Annotated in this window: 19 protein-coding genes and 2 pseudogenes; 11 read left to right on the top strand and 10 right to left on the bottom strand. The window is 60.3% G+C overall.

Going from position 1 to position 17,529, the window contains the following annotated elements:
• Nucleotides 1-319, bottom strand: a pseudogene (locus tag HEP69_RS16680) (DDE-type integrase/transposase/recombinase); the annotation flags it as partial.
• Between the two features lie 866 nt (nucleotides 320-1,185).
• On the opposite strand from HEP69_RS16680, the gene HEP69_RS16675 reads away from it, so the two are divergent.
• Nucleotides 1,186-2,004, top strand: a complete 819-nt coding sequence (locus HEP69_RS16675; RefSeq protein ID WP_290559654.1) for a PRC-barrel domain-containing protein — start codon at nucleotides 1,186-1,188, stop codon at nucleotides 2,002-2,004.
• Nucleotides 2,005-2,810: 806 nt separating this feature from the next.
• Here the strand turns inward: HEP69_RS16675 and HEP69_RS16670 are convergent.
• Both HEP69_RS16670 and HEP69_RS16665 read right to left on the bottom strand, forming a co-directional pair.
• Entirely contained in the window at nucleotides 2,811-3,308 is a 498-nt protein-coding gene (locus HEP69_RS16670; protein WP_290559653.1) for a DNA starvation/stationary phase protection protein, read from the bottom strand.
• Between the two features lie 78 nt (nucleotides 3,309-3,386).
• Nucleotides 3,387-3,500 (bottom strand): entericidin A/B family lipoprotein, encoded by a 114-nt coding sequence (locus HEP69_RS16665; RefSeq protein ID WP_290559659.1) that lies wholly within the window; start codon nucleotides 3,498-3,500, stop codon nucleotides 3,387-3,389.
• A gap of 402 nt (nucleotides 3,501-3,902) precedes the next feature.
• Here HEP69_RS16665 and HEP69_RS16660 point away from each other — a divergent pair, with 402 nt between their 5' ends.
• The 7 genes from HEP69_RS16660 (at nucleotide 3,903) to HEP69_RS16630 (ending at nucleotide 8,089) form a co-directional block, all read left to right on the top strand.
• Nucleotides 3,903-4,718, top strand: coding sequence for a formate/nitrite transporter family protein (locus HEP69_RS16660; RefSeq protein ID WP_290559652.1), 816 nt, complete (start codon nucleotides 3,903-3,905; stop codon nucleotides 4,716-4,718).
• A gap of 68 nt (nucleotides 4,719-4,786) precedes the next feature.
• Nucleotides 4,787-4,966 carry a hypothetical protein gene (locus HEP69_RS16655; protein ID WP_290559651.1) on the top strand — a complete coding sequence of 60 codons (180 nt, stop codon included), beginning with the start codon at nucleotides 4,787-4,789 and terminating at the stop codon, nucleotides 4,964-4,966.
• Between the two features lie 396 nt (nucleotides 4,967-5,362).
• On the top strand, nucleotides 5,363-5,533 hold the full coding sequence (locus HEP69_RS16650) for a DUF1328 domain-containing protein (RefSeq protein ID WP_290559650.1): 171 nt from the start codon (nucleotides 5,363-5,365) through the stop codon (nucleotides 5,531-5,533).
• Nucleotides 5,534-5,630: 97 nt separating this feature from the next.
• Entirely contained in the window at nucleotides 5,631-6,968 is a 1,338-nt protein-coding gene (gene gdhA, locus HEP69_RS16645) for an NADP-specific glutamate dehydrogenase (RefSeq protein ID WP_290559649.1), read from the top strand.
• A 33-nt stretch (nucleotides 6,969-7,001) separates the two neighbouring features.
• Nucleotides 7,002-7,325 carry a thiamine pyrophosphate-binding protein gene (locus HEP69_RS16640; RefSeq protein ID WP_366111543.1) on the top strand — a complete coding sequence of 108 codons (324 nt, stop codon included), beginning with the start codon at nucleotides 7,002-7,004 and terminating at the stop codon, nucleotides 7,323-7,325.
• Nucleotides 7,326-7,503: 178 nt separating this feature from the next.
• Nucleotides 7,504-7,701 carry a CsbD family protein gene (locus HEP69_RS16635; protein WP_290559648.1) on the top strand — a complete coding sequence of 66 codons (198 nt, stop codon included), beginning with the start codon at nucleotides 7,504-7,506 and terminating at the stop codon, nucleotides 7,699-7,701.
• Between the two features lie 148 nt (nucleotides 7,702-7,849).
• Entirely contained in the window at nucleotides 7,850-8,089 is a 240-nt protein-coding gene (locus HEP69_RS16630) for a hypothetical protein (RefSeq protein ID WP_290559647.1), read from the top strand.
• On the opposite strand, the gene HEP69_RS16625 is transcribed toward HEP69_RS16630, so the two are convergent.
• The 4 genes and pseudogenes from HEP69_RS16625 to HEP69_RS16610 form a co-directional block, all read right to left on the bottom strand.
• Nucleotides 8,086-8,223, bottom strand: coding sequence for a hypothetical protein (locus tag HEP69_RS16625; RefSeq protein WP_290559646.1), 138 nt, complete (start codon nucleotides 8,221-8,223; stop codon nucleotides 8,086-8,088). The genes HEP69_RS16630 and HEP69_RS16625 overlap by 4 nt on opposite strands.
• Nucleotides 8,220-8,753: a hypothetical protein gene (locus HEP69_RS16620; protein ID WP_290559645.1), complete on the bottom strand. Its 534-nt coding sequence runs from the start codon at nucleotides 8,751-8,753 to the stop codon at nucleotides 8,220-8,222. The genes HEP69_RS16625 and HEP69_RS16620 overlap by 4 nt, the downstream gene beginning before the upstream one ends.
• Nucleotides 8,750-9,493, bottom strand: a complete 744-nt coding sequence (locus tag HEP69_RS16615; protein WP_290559644.1) for a hypothetical protein — start codon at nucleotides 9,491-9,493, stop codon at nucleotides 8,750-8,752. Before HEP69_RS16615 ends, HEP69_RS16620 begins: the two co-directional genes overlap by 4 nt.
• 223 nt (nucleotides 9,494-9,716) lie before the next feature.
• Nucleotides 9,717-10,709, bottom strand: a pseudogene (locus tag HEP69_RS16610) (IS1595 family transposase).
• Nucleotides 10,710-10,791: 82 nt separating this feature from the next.
• On the opposite strand from HEP69_RS16610, the gene HEP69_RS16605 reads away from it, so the two are divergent.
• Entirely contained in the window at nucleotides 10,792-11,034 is a 243-nt protein-coding gene (locus HEP69_RS16605) for a hypothetical protein (RefSeq protein ID WP_290559643.1), read from the top strand.
• Between the two features lie 3 nt (nucleotides 11,035-11,037).
• On the opposite strand, the gene HEP69_RS16600 is transcribed toward HEP69_RS16605, so the two are convergent.
• The 3 genes from HEP69_RS16600 to HEP69_RS16590 are packed head-to-tail and all read right to left on the bottom strand — an operon-like array spanning nucleotide 11,038 to nucleotide 14,042.
• On the bottom strand, nucleotides 11,038-11,685 hold the full coding sequence (locus HEP69_RS16600) for an NAD-binding protein (RefSeq protein ID WP_290559642.1): 648 nt from the start codon (nucleotides 11,683-11,685) through the stop codon (nucleotides 11,038-11,040).
• 6 nt (nucleotides 11,686-11,691) lie between these two features.
• Nucleotides 11,692-13,155, bottom strand: a complete 1,464-nt coding sequence (locus HEP69_RS16595; RefSeq protein ID WP_290559641.1) for a potassium transporter TrkG — start codon at nucleotides 13,153-13,155, stop codon at nucleotides 11,692-11,694.
• On the bottom strand, nucleotides 13,152-14,042 hold the full coding sequence (locus HEP69_RS16590) for a mechanosensitive ion channel domain-containing protein (RefSeq protein WP_290559640.1): 891 nt from the start codon (nucleotides 14,040-14,042) through the stop codon (nucleotides 13,152-13,154). Before HEP69_RS16590 ends, HEP69_RS16595 begins: the two co-directional genes overlap by 4 nt.
• 294 nt (nucleotides 14,043-14,336) lie before the next feature.
• On the opposite strand from HEP69_RS16590, the gene HEP69_RS16585 reads away from it, so the two are divergent.
• Both HEP69_RS16585 and HEP69_RS16580 read left to right on the top strand, forming a co-directional pair.
• The gene (locus HEP69_RS16585) at nucleotides 14,337-14,888 is read left to right on the top strand and encodes a biliverdin-producing heme oxygenase (RefSeq protein WP_290559639.1); all 552 of its coding nucleotides are present in this window, start codon (nucleotides 14,337-14,339) and stop codon (nucleotides 14,886-14,888) included.
• Nucleotides 14,881-17,436 (top strand): HWE histidine kinase domain-containing protein, encoded by a 2,556-nt coding sequence (locus HEP69_RS16580; RefSeq protein ID WP_290559638.1) that lies wholly within the window; start codon nucleotides 14,881-14,883, stop codon nucleotides 17,434-17,436. The genes HEP69_RS16585 and HEP69_RS16580 overlap by 8 nt, the downstream gene beginning before the upstream one ends.
• Nucleotides 17,437-17,529 lie beyond the last annotated feature (93 nt).

Here is a 17,529-nt window from a genome sequence, read left to right as displayed (position 1 = left end):
AGGGGGGGCTCCGGAAATCTGCGCCATTGTCCACGTGAGCCCTGTCGGGAAGGCCGGCGACAGGCCAGGGTTCATCGATCTCGCGCGCCTTTAGCCAGGTAGTCTTGTCATAAACCGAATGCAGTAAGCACAGGCTCGTCGAAATCCGGGATGGCGCCTCCATCGTCAGGTGAAACCCCGTCACCATGCGGCTGAAGACATCCATGGCCAAGGTCAGCCAGCGCCGTCCGATAGGGTTCCGGGTTTCTTCATCGACGACAAAAATGTCGGCCTTTGTGTGATCGATTTGCACGATCTCAAGCGGTCGGGAGGTGTGCAATCTCCCCGGAACTGGCGTCAAGGCCTATACCGTCTCCTGCTCGCCCCGGCGCTGTGCAACGAGGCGCAGGTCGAGGTCGGCAAGACGCGTTTCGATCGTCCGCCGATGCGGCGGCTTCAGCCCCGCCACGCTGCCATCCGTTTGAATGTCTCGCACAAGCTGCGAGACCGACGGACGGCTTGGCTTCAGACACTATTTGCGGTTTGCCCTTTGGAGGATGTCCTCTCGCCGCGTATCCAGAGCGCGATGGCCGGTGCGGCGTCCGCGCATTGTCGCTACCCGTGACAGGACGGTCCCGTCAGCGCGAAACCTCTTCAATAGGCGGCAGGCAGACGCCTGACTGAGCTCCGGTTCGAAAGCAAGATCGGCAACAGCTGCTGCAGTAGACTGGCCAAAACCGCGCATCAGGACCTGACGGATCGCAGCTGCTCGGCGACAGGCTTCATCCCAGAGGGCGTCGTCAATCTCGTCCGGCAGAGGTTCGGTCATGGCCAGAATCCCAAGGATAAACCGGCGCCACAATTCTCAAACCAAGTGCCAAGTCTCAGCGGGCGCTTGCGGGGGCCGAAAGGCACAGCGGTCGGCAAGGGCTTTGAACAAAGGTCCGCGGCAGTCTTTTCGGAACCGAATACGGTCTCAGGAGTTGAAGGGGCAACAGGGCGATGCTGGGTCGCTCTGTCGCGTGTCCGGTGGGCTCTCCCTCGTCCTGCCCGACCGCCGGTGACACTGTTCCAGACTGCCCGCCGAGACGATCTCCGGCGGGCATTTTTCATTTAAAATCAAAAGTTTATTGGAACAAACACGATCCTCGCACGTTGACAGGCAGAAGGCAGATGCCTTTCGTTTCACAAAACCTGGAGGTAGCAATGAAACCGCTTATGATGACAACCGCCTTGACCGCAACCATGGCCCTGGCGGGTATGGCCCAGGCACAGTCCAGCATGGATCAACCGTTGTTCCCGCGTATGGGCGCCGAGACGGATCTGCACGCGTCCGACTTTATCGGCATGAACGTCTATGCCGCCGAGCCCGTCGAAGAAACCACCTGGGACATCGACGAAGTGGCTGGCATGCAGGCCAATTGGGACAACGTGGGTGAGATCAACGACCTGATAATCACGCGCGACGGTGAGATCAGCGCCGTTCTGGTCGATATTGGTGGCTTCCTGGGCATCGGCGAGCGGCAGGTCGCCATGAACATGGGTCAGATCCGGTTCGTTTCCAACAGCGAAACCGAAGAGGCCGGTGATGTCTTTCTTGTGATCCCGGCCTCGATGGCTGATCTGAAAGATGCGCCTGCATATGAAGGGTTTGATATGGCCGCGCGCTCCGACAGCTCGTCTGGCTCGACCTATGCGCAGGGCGCCGCCGCCGACCGCGACATGCACGCAAAACGTCTGCCGGATGCTGATTTGAGTCAGCTGACGGCCGAGGATCTGACCGGCACGCGTGTCTACGATGCCGAGGGCGAATGGATCGGTGAGGTGAGCCAGCTGAACCTGTCCGAAGACGGCACCATTGACGCTGCGATCGTGGATGTGGGCGGCTTTCTGGGACTGGGCGAAAAGCCGGTTGAGCTGTCGCTCGACAAGCTCGATATCACGCGCAGCGAAGACGACACGCTGCGGGTGTCCGTGCCGATGACGAAAGAAGAGCTTGAGGCGCTTCCAACCTGGAACAGCTAGGATCGCTTGATCGACGCCCCGTAGGTTAAGATATCCCCCGAAGGAGCCCGCACAGCCGGGCTCCTTTTTTTTTGCCGGACCAGGGCGCCAGACACGCCAGGAAAAAGCGATGCCGGGCCAGAAACGCGCCAGGGCGGGACCGGCCGCCGCCGCGATGGCGCCGTGCCGCACATAATGTTGCGGGGCGCGAAGAGGCTGGGCCAGACCGAACCTTCGGCGGATATCGAACGGATCAGATCGCGATGGGGTACTTTTGCAAGACCACGTCGCCCGAAAGGCTCTTGAGGTTCGTCTGATCGTTCGTTCGATGAAGACCGCCGTGGCGCAACCGCTATGCGCGAACCTGGTGTCCACGGACAAATCCGCGGCACCTACCGAATCCGCTCTGGCGGTTTCAAGCGGGATTGTGAGGGTCCGCCGTTTCGATCAACCCTTTCCGAAACTCGGGAAGGAGTGCGCTTTCGCCAATCCCCCTTTGTCCAGTTGGACCCGGCTGTTGCCAGCCATCGTCCCGGGCAGATGATACGATCTGGGAAGCAACGGTGCCTCCGACCCGGTCCGCTGACAAGAGGGTCGCAATTGGTTTTCCCGGGACAAGCAGACCGAGATTGCCGATGATCCGGGCAGCCGCCCGATCCAGGCCCCGCCCTGCGGAACAGACACCGTATCCCGGCCTGATATCTGACCTTGGATCATTGGGCGTCGGCAGGCAGGGCTCCACCGAACCATCGGAGGAGCCCTGCAAATCCCGAAGTCCCGCAACGCGCTATCCGGTCGACCGGGGTTTTTCGTTACATCGGTCGCTCTCAGCAGGCGGCGATGGCCCGCAACATCCATGCAGCTTCCTCGTGGAAGGCAGACCGTTCCGTCGCGAGATCTTCGGTTACCGGGTCCTTGCGCGCCTCGACCAGTTCGACCAACGCATGGAGGAGATGGGCCAGATTCTGATGATCGGAGGCCAGGTCTTCGATCATCTCACCGGCGGAGGGGGTCACCTCCAGATCCTCGATCCGTGACCTGGCCATGATGTCGTCCATGCGCGTTGGCGCCAGTTGGCCCAGTGCGCGGATCCGTTCCGCCAGTTCATCAGCGGCGGTGAACATGTTCTCGTATTGCTCTTCGGTCAGTTTGTGGACGGAATAGAAAGTCGGACCCGTGACGTTCCAGTGATACGCGTGGGTCTTGAAGATCAGCCGATAAGTGTCTGCCAGCACATCGGCAAGGCCATCGGCGATGGCTTCGGGATCGCGCACACCGGTCGCGATGGGTTCGACTTTGGGGACAACGTTAAGTGCCTCACTCATTGGGGGTCTCCTTGTTTTGAGTATGTCTGACTGCAGGACGCCGTGACCGCGCTCCCGCTTGTCTAGGATGTGGGCGCCTCAGAGATCGTCTTGGATCTCGTTCGCGGCGTCCGAGATGGCCTGGCCGCCGCTTTGGACGTCTTGGCCGAAACCCTCGACGGTTTCACAGGCGGCAAGGCCGAGGACGGACATGAGAAGTGCGATACGAAAGATCATGGATGGGCTCCTGATGATAAGAAGTTTGGATCAGCACTGCCGTTAACAGAGCCATTTCTCCGAAGGGTCATCGCGGCCCCGCTGTCGATCAGTCAAACGTGCCGATTCTGCACGGTGGATCGATCGCATCGGTGCGCGATGACATCGAACGGCCGAGCGGCGCGGGAAAATGGCCGCCCCGGGCGCGGTCGGCGCACCGTGTCGGTAACGATCTGCGCGTTCCGCGAGCCGGATTTGACAATAATCCCTCATACCCGGAACAACCGACGACGCGAGAATTGGTTCCGACCTTTTTTCGCAGCTTTCGGGCCGGGCGGCCCTGACCTTTGGGAACAATTCTGTCGGAGGAGCGTTTATGGATACCGGGAAAGGGATGTCATGAACGAACGACAAGCGGTGCACGAAGCCACGCGGCTGAACTCGAAACTGATCTATGAGGTCATTCGCCGCGATGGTGAGGAGGAGTTGGAGCGCCCAGCCAACTCCCTCATCTGGTCGGGGGTCGCGGCTGGCATCCTGATCTCCTTTTCGGTCCTTGGCGAAGCCATCTTGCGCACCTATTTACCCGACGCGCCATGGCGCTATCTTGTTGAAAACCTGGGCTACAGCTTTGGGTTTTTGCTGGTCATCCTCGGCCGTATGCAGCTTTTTACGGAAAATACGATCACGACCGTCCTGCCGCTGGTGGCAGAGCGCTCGACGCGGTGCTTTCTTTCTGTGATGCGGCTCTGGGGGATCGTGCTGACCGCCAACATCTTCGGCGCTGCCGTCGCGGCGGCATTCATGGCCTTCAGTGGTGCCTTTGAACCTGACCTGATTGGAGTGATCGCCGATCTGTCTGCCCACGCGACCGGTTTCCCACCGTCCGAGGCGTTTTTGCGCGCCATCCCGGCTGGTATTCTCGTTGCATCGATCGTTTGGATGATGCCGGGCCAAAACGGCAATGAGGTGCTTTTGATTGTGTTGTTCACATGGCTGATCGCGGCAGGGGACTTCACGCATATCATTGCCGGGTCGGTCGAGATGTGGTTCCTGCTGCTCCAGGGAGATCTCGGGCTTGGTTCGGCGGCCTTGGATTTCTTTCTTCCCGTTTTGGCCGGGAATGTCGTCGGGGGCACTGCGGTATTCACCCTGTTGGCCTGGGGGCAGGTCAAGGCCGAAGTCGAAGAGACCGAGGCGGACACCCATCCCTGACCGGCAGGCCCGCCCGTGGAACCATTCCGGTCGGTCGCGCGTTGTGTCTATGGAAAAAGGAGATGGACATGTCCGCACCCGACACCAACCTCGACAAGCAAGCACGCCGCCACGGCCCCCCGCTTTGGGCAATGGCGCTTGCCATTTCGCTGACATTCGCCGGTGCGCTGGCGGTTGCGATCTGGACCACCGAGCCGTCCGACGGTCCGCCGGTGCCGACTGTCTCCACCAGTCAGGCCGACCGCTGATTCCCGCTGTCCTCGGCCTCATGATCTCCGGGTCCCCGCCGCACCCCGAGCCAAGCAACAGATCATTTCTGCCACCGTCTCGACGGCCTGCCGTTCCGTCTTTGCCCCGGTCGCGCGGTTTCAGATCGACGCACCGCGCTTGGGCAAGGCTGCCGACACGACGTCCGCCGCCTGCGCCCGTGCCACCTCTCTCCCCCGCGACATGTATATCCCGATGAGAGCGGCGATATGGCGCCCCCGCGATGTCGCAAGCCCCTCGGTTCGATGGACCAGCCGACGGCATGCCGCGTCGCTCTGTGCACAATTGCCCGGTTTTGATCCTTTTTCGCGGATCGGCATGGAACCGAACCTGCCCATCAGCCGTTAACATATTGTAACCAACAAAGGAGAAACCCCATGCTTGGCTGGGCTATCACATTCTTGATCGTCGCGTTGGTCGCGGCTGTGTTTGGTTTTGGCGGGATCGCAAGTGCCTCTGCCGGGATCGCGCAAATCCTGTTCTTCATCTTTCTCGTGCTGTTTGTCGTCGCGATGGTGGCGCGCGCCTTGCGCGGCAAGACGCCCTAACCAGACACCCTAATCTGTCACACAAGGACGGTCGGCCCTCTTGCAGGGTCTACCGTCGCCCCGTGGCCCGGGGCGCCGACCGACAAAAGGGACGAAGATGTCGCGCGATGCACTGCTGAAAGACTTCATGGACCGGTTGGAAAAGACGGCCCCCGGCGAGACCGAGTTTCACCAGGCCGTCCGTCATGTCGTGCGCGATACGATCACAATCGAAAAAGCCCATGGCGACTACACCGCCGCCAAGGTGCTGGAGCGTCTGACCGTCCCGGACCGGATCATTGGCTTTCGCGTCGTCTGGCAAGATGACGCGGGCCAGGTCCAGGTGAATCGCGGGTGGCGCGTGCAGTTCTCCAATGCCATCGGCCCCTACAAAGGGGGGTTGCGATTTCATCCGACGGTGTCGCCCTCTATGCTGAAATTCCTGGGGTTTGAACAGGTTTTCAAGAACGCCCTGACGGGACTGCCCCTCGGCGGCGGCAAGGGCGGGTCCGATTTCGATCCAAAGGGTCGCTCGGACGCAGAGATCATGCGGTTCTGCCAGGCATTCATGCGTCAGCTGGCCCCGCATATCGGCCCGGATCGTGACATTCCCGCAGGCGATATCAACGTCGGCACGCGCGAGATCGGCTGGCTGTTTGCCGCCTATAAGGCACATGCGCTCGAGTTCACCGGCGCGCTGACCGGAAAAGGCCCGTCATTTGGCGGCTCGGCCATCCGGACCCAGGCCACGGGCTATGGGCTGGTCTATTTTGTCGAAGCGATGCTTGGCGATCTGAACGACGATCTCACCGGCAAACGCGTCGCGATTTCCGGGAAAGGCAACGTGGCTACTCACGCTGCGGAAAAGGCGCTGGCGCGCGGCGCCAAGGTGATCAGCCTGTCCGATACCAGCGGAACGCTTTGGGCCCGGGACGGTCTCGACCAGGACACAATCGCCTGGGTGCGGTCCCAAAAAGCGGCCGGAGGCGATATCGCAGATCCACCGTCCAAAGCCCTTCGCTTTGTGGAGGGCAAGACGCCCTGGTCGTTGGAGCCCGACATCGCCCTCCCCTGCGCCACGCAGAACGAGTTGAGTGCCGCGATGGTGCAAGAGCTGGTCGATGGTGGCGCGCGGATCGTGGCCGAGGGCGCCAATATGCCCCTGACCGCAGATGCGCAGGACAAGATCATGGCGGCGGCAATCCTGCACGCGCCAGGCAAGGCCGCCAATGCAGGCGGCGTCGCTGTCTCGGGCCTTGAGATGAGCCAAAACAGCCACCGCCAATTCGCGCCCGCCGAAGATGTGGACAGAAAACTAAAGGATATCATGCGCGCGATTCATGCCCGCGTGGCCGATAATGGGCGGGAGGGAAATCGGATCGACTATGTGCGCGGCGCCAATATCGCAGGGTTCCGCAAAGTGGCCGATGCGGTCACGGCCATGGGGGCAATCTGAACCTGTGGGAAACAGGGCCGCGCTGGTCATCCGCTGCCTAAAGGCGGGATCGGGACGGTCTTCGCCTTGCAGGGCGAAGGAACCAACGCGCTGATGGATGCGCTCACCGCGTCTTGCATAGATGTCGTTCTGTGCCGCCATGAACAAGGCGCTGCCTTCATGGCCAAAGGCTGCGTTGCGCCCGACGCGTCCACCCATTTGGGGGCTTTCGGCGTGCCGGTCTCCGATCATGTGGATGGTGCCATTGCCTCGGCCGAGCTGTTGGTGAGCATCGGGCCCGACCCGGTCGAGTACCCGCTGGAAAAGCTGACCGATGGCCCCCGTCATGGCGCTCGGCGCCGCGCGCCTTGCGCGTAATCTGGGCGCGCCGATCGCTGGTCTAAAGCTGCAAGATCGGGTGGAACAATTCGCGCTGCCGCGCGTTTCTATCTCAGAAGACAGGAAACACGTGTAACAACCGCGCCGCAACGCGCGGTCCATACGCCGGACGACAAGAACGACCCTTCCCCCAAATTCCATCAAAAGGAGCGACGATATGAACCGCGACCAAATCGAAGGCAAATGGACAGAGATCAAAGGTAAGCTGCGCGAAACCTATGGTGAGCTGAGCGACGATGAAATCGAAGAAGCCAAAGGCGATCGCGAGCAGCTTGAAGGCAAACTTCAGCAGAAGACCGGCAAGACCAAAGAACAGATCCGCGCAACCGTGGACGACATTCTTGCCAAGATCTGACCGACCGGACACGCAGACCAGGCCGCGCCCCTGACACATACCGGGGCGAGGCCCTTTTTTGGGCGATTGTATATTTGACAAACCCGAAGGGGCGATCTTACCATGACTGATGGAATCAGCCATTGCATACATTCAAAAGGAGTGGGGCGTGATTAGCGCCGCGCCCGTTACGGTCATCGTTCTCGGGATTATTATATGGGGTGTTGTATGGATTCTTTACAGGCAACGTTTAGATGCGGTGAAAGAGTTGCTGAGCATCAAAGATACTCGTATTGCTGAGTTCCAAACCAAGACAAGCGCACAGACGCCAGATGAAGCGGCGGAGCGCATCGCAAAGCTAGAGCGCCGCATCGAAGAAGTGGCTAACAAGCCCGCTACTTGGGGTTAGTTGTCCTTCTTCTCATCCGGCTTTTGCTTCACCAGCTTGCCTAGCTTCTCGATAAACCGTTCTTCGTCGTCGTCCGCCTCTAGTTCGCGGGCGGCTTCTTTGAAGCGGTCTAGTTGTTGTTTATCTTTGGTCATTGAGTGTCCTCAATTTCAATTCTGTCGCTTTTTGGTGGCCACCTGATCGGCTCATAAGTTGGTACTCTTTCGTCCGCATCCGGGGCTTCATCAAAGCCATCGGGAGTTTCTAGCGCCTCCCGACGGGCAACGAACAGCGATAGTTTGGCCATACATGTGCTCAGAGCCTCGGAGTATGCCGTCAAGCTCTCTTGTGTCGCAACTAATTTGGGGAAGAGGCTAGCAGCATCCTCTATGTGGTCGGAACGCATTTTGTGTAGAATGGTGTTGCGATTGTCTCGGATAACCTTGCATCGAGTCAGCGCTTCTAAGGCATCTTTTCTGGCGATGTCATCAACCTCCTTTGCCGTTACTACTCGCCGTAGCATTTTTTCGATGTGATCCCCATTTGATCTCCCGAACAAAAGGTCAAATGTTGGCCGATCTGTCCCGACATAAAGCCAAAGTAGTTCTTTAAGGTTGCTCTCAACCTCAGACCAGCGAATGGCAATATCGCCAATAACGCGTAGGCAGTCGTCCGTCTTGGTCATAGGTCAGCGGGGGGTTCTATACTGTCCCACATCGCAGCAATCTCACCGCAAGCGGCCTCAAGGTTCTTGACGCGTGTCTTGTAGGACGCTGGCGCCTTGATAGCTCTTTTGCCAAACAGATCAATCGCATAGCAGAGGTTTCGGTCAACCTCACCATGCCCCTTAAGGTGCTGGGCCGATGCCATCCAAATGAGCGATGTAGCATATAGCGAATGCTCATCTCGCCAACTCTTGGCGGAGATAGTCTTAGATGTTTGCAGCAACACCCCCCCGCAGGTGTCTTTCGCCACGTTTTTGCTCACCAGATCAATCTGAACAGACACCTCGACACCGGATAGCGGTAGTTTTGGCATATACCCAACCAGCGGCGCAAAGGTCAGCTTGGAAAACGCTTTGGGCATTTGTTTCGGGTCAGATGAAAACGCAGCAAATGAGGCGATTGCCTCAGCGGACAGGAGCGCGTCGTTTTCCTTGAACTTCGACCCCAGTGACGCGGCTACTGCCTTGAGTTCCGCTTCGGCTTTATGCAACATTGCAACAGGTCGCGTTCCGTTGAGAAGATAGTCGCAGACAGACGAGCGAGCTTCGCTGTATCGTACTACCAAAAAAGTTGGGGCGTATTTTGCATTGCGCAGTATCGCCTGACGTCGAGAAGGAGAGGCGAGTGCATACTCTGACAATTGGTTGGCAGATATTCTGGGCTCAGGGTGAATGCGGTAGTTTTCGCTGGTGTCCAACATGATGGAAGACCTTTACATGGAAGGCGAAATGGGAGAGCAGATTGTGTTCGTTACCCCACTATCGCAAAAGATGTACCGCGAGGCCATGGGCCAAGGTATGGGTGGGCCTGACGGGTACTTTGTTTGCTCATCACTGAAGGCACGACCAGACGCTGGCTTTGAGATACTGGCTAAGGCTGCCACGATGGAAGCCGCTGAAATGATATTCCGAGCCCTGATCGGTTCAGTTCGGAACGCCGCAGCTTAGCGCTTCGTCAGTCCGCCGATAAGTCAGGCGCTTACCGACGGCGCCTTTAAGTGCAATCTCGCCACGCTCTGAATCTTCAATGCCGTTAGCAATGCGATTATTGTACCGGAAGTCAAACTCAGCCGCATAGCGGTGCAGGTGTTGCTTGCCACAGTGCTGATACACGCCCTTCATGCCTCGCTTAAAGATGCTGTAGAAGCCTTCAACAGTGTTGGTGTGAACCTCTGGGTTCTCGCGGCGCACGTATTCCTCTTTGCCGTGATTGACCCAATCATGGGCGTCAAACACGCGGCCAGCGCCGATACCTTGATATTGGCGGGCCTCATCGGTCAGGATGAAGGCTTCCTTAGCGATGTTCTCTTGCAGGATCGGGATCAGCGTGGACTTCTTGAGGTCGTCCACAACAATGCTCTTGGCGCGCTTGGTGTCGCGATCCACCAGTGTCAGCATCTTCATCTTGTGAGAGCCGCCACGGGCGTTCTTTGCCTTCGTGACGCCCGGCTCCTTGCCGATGAACGTCTCGTCAACCTCAACTGCGCCGCCATTGCTGCCGAACGGGGCAAGCGCACCGTCACGCATTCAATCGCGGATGCGGTGGGTCAGGAACCATGCGCTCTTGTAAGTGATGCCCAGAACGCGGTGTAGCTGGTGGCTGCTGATACCTTTCTTGCTGGATACCATCAGGTGAATGGCTTGCAGCCACAGGTGCAGGGGAAGGTGGCTTTCTTCGAAGATCGTGCCTTTGCGGACAGTGAATTGACCACGACAGTCGCGGCACTTCCACAGGCCGTGACGCTCTTTGCCTTCGGGGTTCTTCTTGCTGGGCTTGGTGCGGACGCCTTCCAGCTTGTAGGCGCGCTCCACGACACCGCAATGAGGGCAAACCGGTCCATCGGCCCACAGCATCGCTTCAACGTGCGCGAACGCAGCGGCTTCATCGTGCATGTATTTGGCGGACAGAACAGACATGGTGGACTCCTTTGACTCTATGAGTTTTAGATAGGAATCTCACGTGGGTTTGTCAAGTATACAATCGCCCTTTTTTGGCAGGATGCAAAGGGGCCGAGGATGGCGCGGAAAGATCCGGCCGACGGCCCGGTGTGGACGGGGCGATCCGCTGGCTGCCGTTGGCTTCATCTATCCTGTCACCATGGTGATCGCATCGCTTGCCATCGGTCTGTTAGCGGACGCGAACGCCGCCGTGTCCCAAACCATCGGACGCAAGGAGACTGACCGCGACATGCACCGGATCGGGCTGCACGCGGAGGAGCTTGGCCGCGCCGTGACGGAATAGGCGTCAATCGGCAAAGGCCCTTGCAAGCGGCTTGAGGGCGTCGCGGTCAACGGCGAACAGGACGCAGTCTCCGGCGCTGACCTTTGTGTCTATGTCGGCAAAGCGCTCTTTTTCCCCCACGATCAGCGCGATGGCACGGGCGGTTTCGGGCGTGTCGATCTCCGAAAGGGCCTGCCCGTCCAGCCGGTCGGGCACGGTGACACGCTTCAGGGCCAACTCATTGTGCAATACCGTCTCCTGATCAAGCGGGGTCTTGTCCTCCAGCCCCGCACAGATGCTCTCTGCCACAGTCGCGTGGGGGTTGATCACGTCGTCCAGCTCCAGCTCATGGCAGACATCCATCAGCTCGGCCGCTGTGATCTGCGGGATCACCCGACCAAATCCAACCGAGCGCGCAACCAAGGAGGCCAGGATGTTGTCATCCGAGGCGTTGGTGACGGCGATAAACACATCCGCCTCGTCCCGATAGGCCTCGCGCAGGGTGGTCGGCATGGTGCCGTCGCCCTCGATCATCCCGCAATCGAGCCGCTCGGAAAGACGGTCAAGCCGGTCGCGGTCCTTGTCGATCAGGATCACCTCGTGATCGTCTTCGATCAGATGTTCGGCAATGGCCGCGCCAAAGCGCGATGCGCCAAGTATCGTGACACGCATGGGGTCTTAGGCTCCTTTCAACCAGGTGCGCGGCGCCAGCAGCACCAGCACCGCGATGAACTCCAGCCGCCCGAGCCACATGGCAAACGTCAGCGACAGTTTCAGATCGGCGGGCAAATCGGGCCCGACAATTCCAACCGACAGACCCACTGTGGAAAGCGCCGAGATCGTCTCGAAGACCGATTCGGTGAAGGGATACCCATGCAGGCCAAAGTGGATACACAGCAGGATCATCGCCGTGGCATAGATCAGAACCAGTGCCAGAACGCTGATGATAAGCTTTTCTCCCACCTTTTCTCCGTCCTGTCGCAGCGGTGCCACAGCGTTTTTCGGCAGCGCGGGGGCCCGAAGCGCATGTCGGGCCGCCCGAAGAAGCAGGCCCAGGCGGGCAAGCTTGAAGCCGCCCGCGGTCGAGCCGGTATCGCCACCCATAAGCATGGCTACGAAAAACAGCATCAACAGAGCGCCCGTCGTGGGCATCGCGCCGGTCGAATACCCCGCCGTCGTGAGGGCCGAGACCAAATCGAGGAACACACCATAGCTGTCGCTTCGCTCTGTCGCGCCATCGAGGAGCGTCAGGGCGGCGGCCGCCACACCCAGGACGGCAACCCCAAGCCCCACCCGCCGAAGCGAGCCAATGTGCCAGGCGCTCTGCCATTTGCCCTGAAGGATCAGGACAAAGCTCAGAAGTGACACGGCGCCAAGCAGCGCAGACGCCATGATCACGGTCTGAGCCAACGCGGTATAGGAGGCCAGCGAATCCGAGCGGGGGGCAAAGCCGCCGGTGGAAAGACCCGACAGGGTCAGCACCAGCGCTTCGCGCCAATCGGGAATGACCAGCAGCGCCGCGCCTGTCATCAGCACGGTCAGGCCCAGATAGACGCCCAGCAATTGCCGCGCCTTGGTGCGGGTCGAGGCGATGCGGTCGCCCTCGTTGATACCGGCCTGGCCCAGACGGCGGGTTGGCACGCCAGCAGGCAGAAGCAGTGCCAGAACCGCCGTTGCCATCACCAGCCCGCCCACCCATTGCAGCCAGGCCCTCAGGCCATGCGCGGCAAAGGGCCAGTTATCGGGGGCGGCGGCGACGCTCAGACCCGTTGTGGTGATCCCGCTCATCGCCTCGAAGGCGGCGTCGATCGCAGGCAGTCCGAGCGTCGCAAAGGCCGGAGCCGCGCCGAGCGCGCCCAGAAGAAACACCAGCGCGACGCTGACCATCGCCTCTATCTGACGCAGGTCGCCCGGCAGGGGATGGCGCAGGACCAGCGCAAAAACCAAAAGCCCCAAAACCGCAGGGACGGTCAGCGCCGTCATCAAAGCCCATTCTCCGGTGACCCCGGCCCAGATCGCGGGGGGGCCATAGAGAATGGCGGAAATCGGTGCGTGTTTGGCAAGGGTCAGCGCCACCACCGAAGGCCGGGCGCGGACGCGCAGCGCGTCGGCGCCGTCAGCAAAGCGGCGGGATGTGATCACGCGGCATCGTCCTTGGCGGGCACGGGCTGCACCTCGATGGGGTCGTTCATGGTAAGGGTCCGGTACGGGAATGGAATTTCGATCTCCGGCTCATCCAGCGCGGGCTTTTTTGCGGCGACACCCTGGTCGCGGCTGGCGCGGATGTCGACCGGGCGGGACCCGGTCCACCGGGTGATCTCGAAATCAGTCGAGGACGCGCCAAAGGCATGGGCGAACACCTGAATGTCGCGCACATCGTCACGGACGCTGTCCACCCCGCGCACGGCACCAGCGATCACGTCGCGGGCTGCGTCCACATCTTCACCATAGGCAACGCCACCGATGATTCCCGCGCGCCGGACCTCGCGGTTCGTGCCCACGCGGACAGGACTGTGAATGAGATGCGCATTGGGCGTGACCACGAGCTGCCCGTCTGTCTGGCGGATATGTGTGTCTCGGATGGTGATCTGCTCCACATGCCCCTCCACGTCCTCGCAATCAATATGATCGCCGATCTCGAAGGGCTCGCGGATCAGGATCAGGATGCCGGCCAGGAAATTCTCGAAAACATCCTTGAACGCGAATCCAACGGCGACCGAGCCGAGCCCAAGCGTTACCAGGGCATTGGACGGCGTCACCGGTGGAAACACAATAGGGATCGCCATCAACCCTGCCAAGATCCACCCGGCCACGCCTGCCACCAGCAGCAAGACGTCAATCAGGTTCCGGCGAAACCCGAACCTTTGGCCAAGCCGTCGGATCAGAGCGCGGGCCAGCCATATCAGCATCGCGGCGATGAGCGCGAAGGTCACGCGCGGCAGGGCCGCCGGAAAGGCCTCGCCCCTGGTGAGCACCACGTCGAACCATATGCTCGTGATCGGGTCGAGTTGTGCGTCGGATGCGTTCATGGGCTGGCAACGCGCGAACCGGACGGAGGTTCCCAACCAAACCCGCATGATCCGCTGAACGATCGCGCCGCTGTGTCGGTGACATCGGAGAAAGTCGCCAAGCCATTGAAAAAAGTGTCTTCTGTCTGATCGACGGGCTGATGAGGGCCGCTTCTGGCCGGTGCTGCGCCGGAGTCTTTTTTGTGGCTCTCTATGTCATAGATTAATGACTGCAATGGTGGAGCGATGTAAACCGTACCAAACATCCGATCCATCATTCATTCCGAGATACAAGCATTGGTACAAGATCCAACGATGACCCTGCGCGCGCGGCTGCGCGCGCAGACGGCGTCGGCCCATTACCGTCTCGACACCCGCGTGTCGGGATGGGATCTTGTGGACCGTCACGGTCTTGCGGCCTTTTTGGGCATGCAGCGGCGGGCCCTGGGCGCGTTGAGGCCCTATGCGCGCCGCGATCTCAGCCAAGACATGATGGACGACCTGCATGCCCGGGCCGGTGCCGACCTCACGGTTTTGGGTTGCGATGCAAGCGTGTCGACACGGGATCTGCCCGTTGCGCCCATGTCATTGGCATTGGATTACGTGATCGCGGGCTCTCGCCTGGGATCTGCCCTGCTTGGCAAGCGGTGGCTTGGGGCGCGGGACATGCAGGTGCGGCGCGCAAGCGCCTATTTCTCGGCGCCAAGCTATATCGAGGTCTGGCAGACCTTCTGTGCGCAGGCAGCGCGTCTTCCGGCGGAGGGTCTCGCCGCCGACCGCATCGTCTGCGACGCAAACCATATCTTTCAGTTCTACGACCATTGCGCATCCCAGGACCCGGAACCACGTCTGTACGCTCATGTCTGAGACCCCTGACCAGAACCTCCGTTCCGAAAACGCACATGTCGACCTGACGGATTGCGACCGCGAACCGATTCATATCCTCGGCAGAGTTCAGGATTACGGATGCCTTATCGCGATGTCGCTGGATTGGATGGTGACACATGTATCGCACAATTGCAGCACGGTCTTGGGCCTGAACCCCGACGCCCTGATCGGCACCCGGATCGTCGATATTCTGCCTGAGGAAACCATACACCATCTCCGGTCCCGGATGCAGGTGCTGTCCTTGCAACAGGGGGCGGCACGTGTCTTTTCCTATCCCGTCTTCGGAGATGACCGGCATTTCGACGTCTTCATGCACAATGGCGCGCGCAACATCGTGTTCGAATTCGAACCTCGAACGGTCAAGAGCCGGCACATGGACGACGCCGACAATGTCCAGGCCTTGATCGCCCGCGTTCAAAGGCATGACACGTTGGACGCGATGGCCAAGGAAGCGGCGCGCGGGCTGAAGGTCCTGTCGGGCTTTGACCGGGTCATGGTCTACAGATTTGCCGAAGATGAAAGCGGCACGGTGATTGCCGAAACGCTTGAGCCGGGCATGGAGCCTTATCTTGGCCTGCGCTACCCGGCAAGCGACATCCCGAAACAGGCGCGCGCGCTCTATACCCGCAACGTTCTGCGCATCATCGCGGATGTTGACGGGCCAACCCATGCCATTCATCCCGAATTTGACCCGCATGGCGACCCCTTGGACCTGTCGATGGCCGTCACCCGCGCAGTGTCGCCGATCCACCTGGACTATCTGCGCAATATGGGCGTTGCCGCATCCATGTCGGTGTCGATCCTGCGCAATGGCAAGCTTTGGGGCCTCTTTTCCTGTCATCACCGCGCCCCCCGCCATGTCGATTACGAAAGACGCAGCACCATCGAGCTTTTTGCGCAGCTTTTTAACTATGAGTTGGCGCAGCTGGAGATGCACAAGGAACTGGCGGATGTGGACCGGGCGCGCGACCTGCATGACCGGCTCATGGCGCAGCTGTCGGATGGCCAGGACCTCTTCAAGGTTTTCGATGCCTTCACGGATGAAATCGCGGCCGTCATCCCTTTCGATGGGGCCGCTATCCTGTCGAACGGACGCTACAAGGCGACGGGTGCCGCACCGACCCATGACGAGTTCCGGGAGCTGTCGCGCTTTCTGAACACGGCCCCGCCCGCAGAGATCTACGCCACCGATCACCTGGTGTCGCGTTATCCCCAGGCCGCGGGCTTGTCGCAGCCGGTGGCGGGCCTTCTGGCCCTGCCTGTCTCTCGAACCCCGCGCGATTACCTGGTTCTGTTCAGGTCTGAGCTTGCGCAATCCGTCACCTGGGCCGGCAATCCCGAAAAACCGGCTGAAAAGAGCGTCGGCAATGCCCGTCTGACCCCACGCAAAAGCTTTGCTGCCTGGCAAGAGATCGTGCGCGACCACTCCGCGCCCTGGAAGGACAGTGAGCGCCGCGCGGCCGATGCGTTGCGCGTGACGCTGCTTGAGGTGGTTCTCAAGCTCGCGGATGAAAGCAATGCGGCCCGCAAGCGCGCCCAGGATCACCAAGAGGTGCTGATCGCAGAGCTGAACCACCGTGTGCGCAACATCCTGAACCTGATCCGCGGGCTTGTTTCGCAAGGCCAGGATGACGCCACCACGATCGACGCCTATCGATCGGTTCTGGATGCGCGCATCCATGCGCTTGCGCGCGCGCATGACCAGTTGACCGACGCCGAGTGGGACTGGACATCGCTGGGGTCCATGATCGACGTCGAGGTGAAGGCCTTCCTGTCGGCCAAGGCCGATCGTGTACGGGTCACAGGGCGCTCCTTGGATCTGACCCCAAATGCGTTCACCACGCTGGCGCTGGTGATCCATGAGCTTGTGACAAACTCCGCCAAATATGGGTCTTTGAGCGGCGCGTCAGGATCGGTCACAATCGACATTGACCAGAGAGATGACGGAGCGGCGGTGTTGCAATGGCGCGAACAGGACGGACCGCCGGTCAAAAAGCCAACGCGCAAAGGGTTCGGTACAACCATCATCGAGCGGTCAATTCCGTTCGAGTTGACCGGCGAGGCTGACCTGCGCTATCCCGAAACGGGTCTGGAGGCGGATTTTGTCCTTCCTGCCAAGCATGTGCGCCGGGCCAAACCCGCCGGTGCGCCAAAGGCGCAGATCCTCCGCCAGGCGACTGGCGATGCGCGCCTCTCGGGCAATGCGCTGATCCTGGAAGACAACATGATCATCGCGCTTGACGCGACCGATATGCTTGTGTCCCTTGGCGCCAGCCATGTCCACACCGCCAGCAACGTGGCCGACGCGATGGCCATTCTGGAGCGGAATGAGATCGGCTTTGCGCTCATCGACGTCAATCTCGGCGATGAGTTTTCCTACCCGGTGGTCGAGAAGTGCCTCCGGGATGGTCTGCACGTCGTGTTGGCGACGGGCTATGGCTCCGGCGGGGATCTCGTGGCGCGGTTTCCTCGTGTTGCGATCCTGAAAAAGCCGTACACGATCCAGCATTTGAAGAGTGTCCTTTAGCAGATGTCGTGTCCCGCGTGAGATCCGCGTTGGTTCGGGTGGTGCATGGGCGCGATCTGCGGGGGTCTGATGCCGCTTGGCTGAGGACCTGCC

Source organism: Aestuariivita sp. (genome assembly GCF_021404545.1).
Lineage (GTDB): Bacteria > Pseudomonadota > Alphaproteobacteria > Rhodobacterales > Rhodobacteraceae > Aestuariivita.
The sequence above is the reverse complement of the archived record's forward strand: the minus strand, read 5'-3'. Positions and strand labels throughout refer to the sequence as shown.

Bases quoted from the DNA above. Each gene is read 5' to 3' on its own strand.
- HEP69_RS16650 (WP_290559650.1), top strand. From the start codon at position 5,363: ATGCTTGGCTGGGCTATCACATTCTTGATCGTCGCGTTGGTCGCGGCT.
- HEP69_RS16670 (WP_290559653.1), bottom strand. From the start codon at position 3,308: ATGAGTGAGGCACTTAACGTTGTCCCCAAAGTCGAACCCATCGCGACC.
- HEP69_RS16590 (WP_290559640.1), bottom strand. From the start codon at position 14,042: ATGAACGCATCCGACGCACAACTCGACCCGATCACGAGCATATGGTTC.
- HEP69_RS16615 (WP_290559644.1), bottom strand. From the start codon at position 9,493: ATGTTGGACACCAGCGAAAACTACCGCATTCACCCTGAGCCCAGAATA.
- HEP69_RS16665 (WP_290559659.1), bottom strand. From the start codon at position 3,500: ATGTCCGTCCTCGGCCTTGCCGCCTGTGAAACCGTCGAGGGTTTCGGC.
- HEP69_RS16655 (WP_290559651.1), top strand. From the start codon at position 4,787: ATGTCCGCACCCGACACCAACCTCGACAAGCAAGCACGCCGCCACGGC.
- HEP69_RS16600 (WP_290559642.1), bottom strand. From the start codon at position 11,685: ATGCGTGTCACGATACTTGGCGCATCGCGCTTTGGCGCGGCCATTGCC.
- HEP69_RS16625 (WP_290559646.1), bottom strand. From the start codon at position 8,223: ATGACCAAAGATAAACAACAACTAGACCGCTTCAAAGAAGCCGCCCGC.
- HEP69_RS16585 (WP_290559639.1), top strand. From the start codon at position 14,337: ATGACCCTGCGCGCGCGGCTGCGCGCGCAGACGGCGTCGGCCCATTAC.
- HEP69_RS16605 (WP_290559643.1), top strand. From the start codon at position 10,792: ATGCAAAGGGGCCGAGGATGGCGCGGAAAGATCCGGCCGACGGCCCGG.
- HEP69_RS16675 (WP_290559654.1), top strand. From the start codon at position 1,186: ATGAAACCGCTTATGATGACAACCGCCTTGACCGCAACCATGGCCCTG.
- HEP69_RS16635 (WP_290559648.1), top strand. From the start codon at position 7,504: ATGAACCGCGACCAAATCGAAGGCAAATGGACAGAGATCAAAGGTAAG.
- HEP69_RS16660 (WP_290559652.1), top strand. From the start codon at position 3,903: ATGAACGAACGACAAGCGGTGCACGAAGCCACGCGGCTGAACTCGAAA.
- HEP69_RS16580 (WP_290559638.1), top strand. From the start codon at position 14,881: ATGTCTGAGACCCCTGACCAGAACCTCCGTTCCGAAAACGCACATGTC.
- gdhA (WP_290559649.1), top strand. From the start codon at position 5,631: ATGTCGCGCGATGCACTGCTGAAAGACTTCATGGACCGGTTGGAAAAG.
- HEP69_RS16620 (WP_290559645.1), bottom strand. From the start codon at position 8,753: ATGACCAAGACGGACGACTGCCTACGCGTTATTGGCGATATTGCCATT.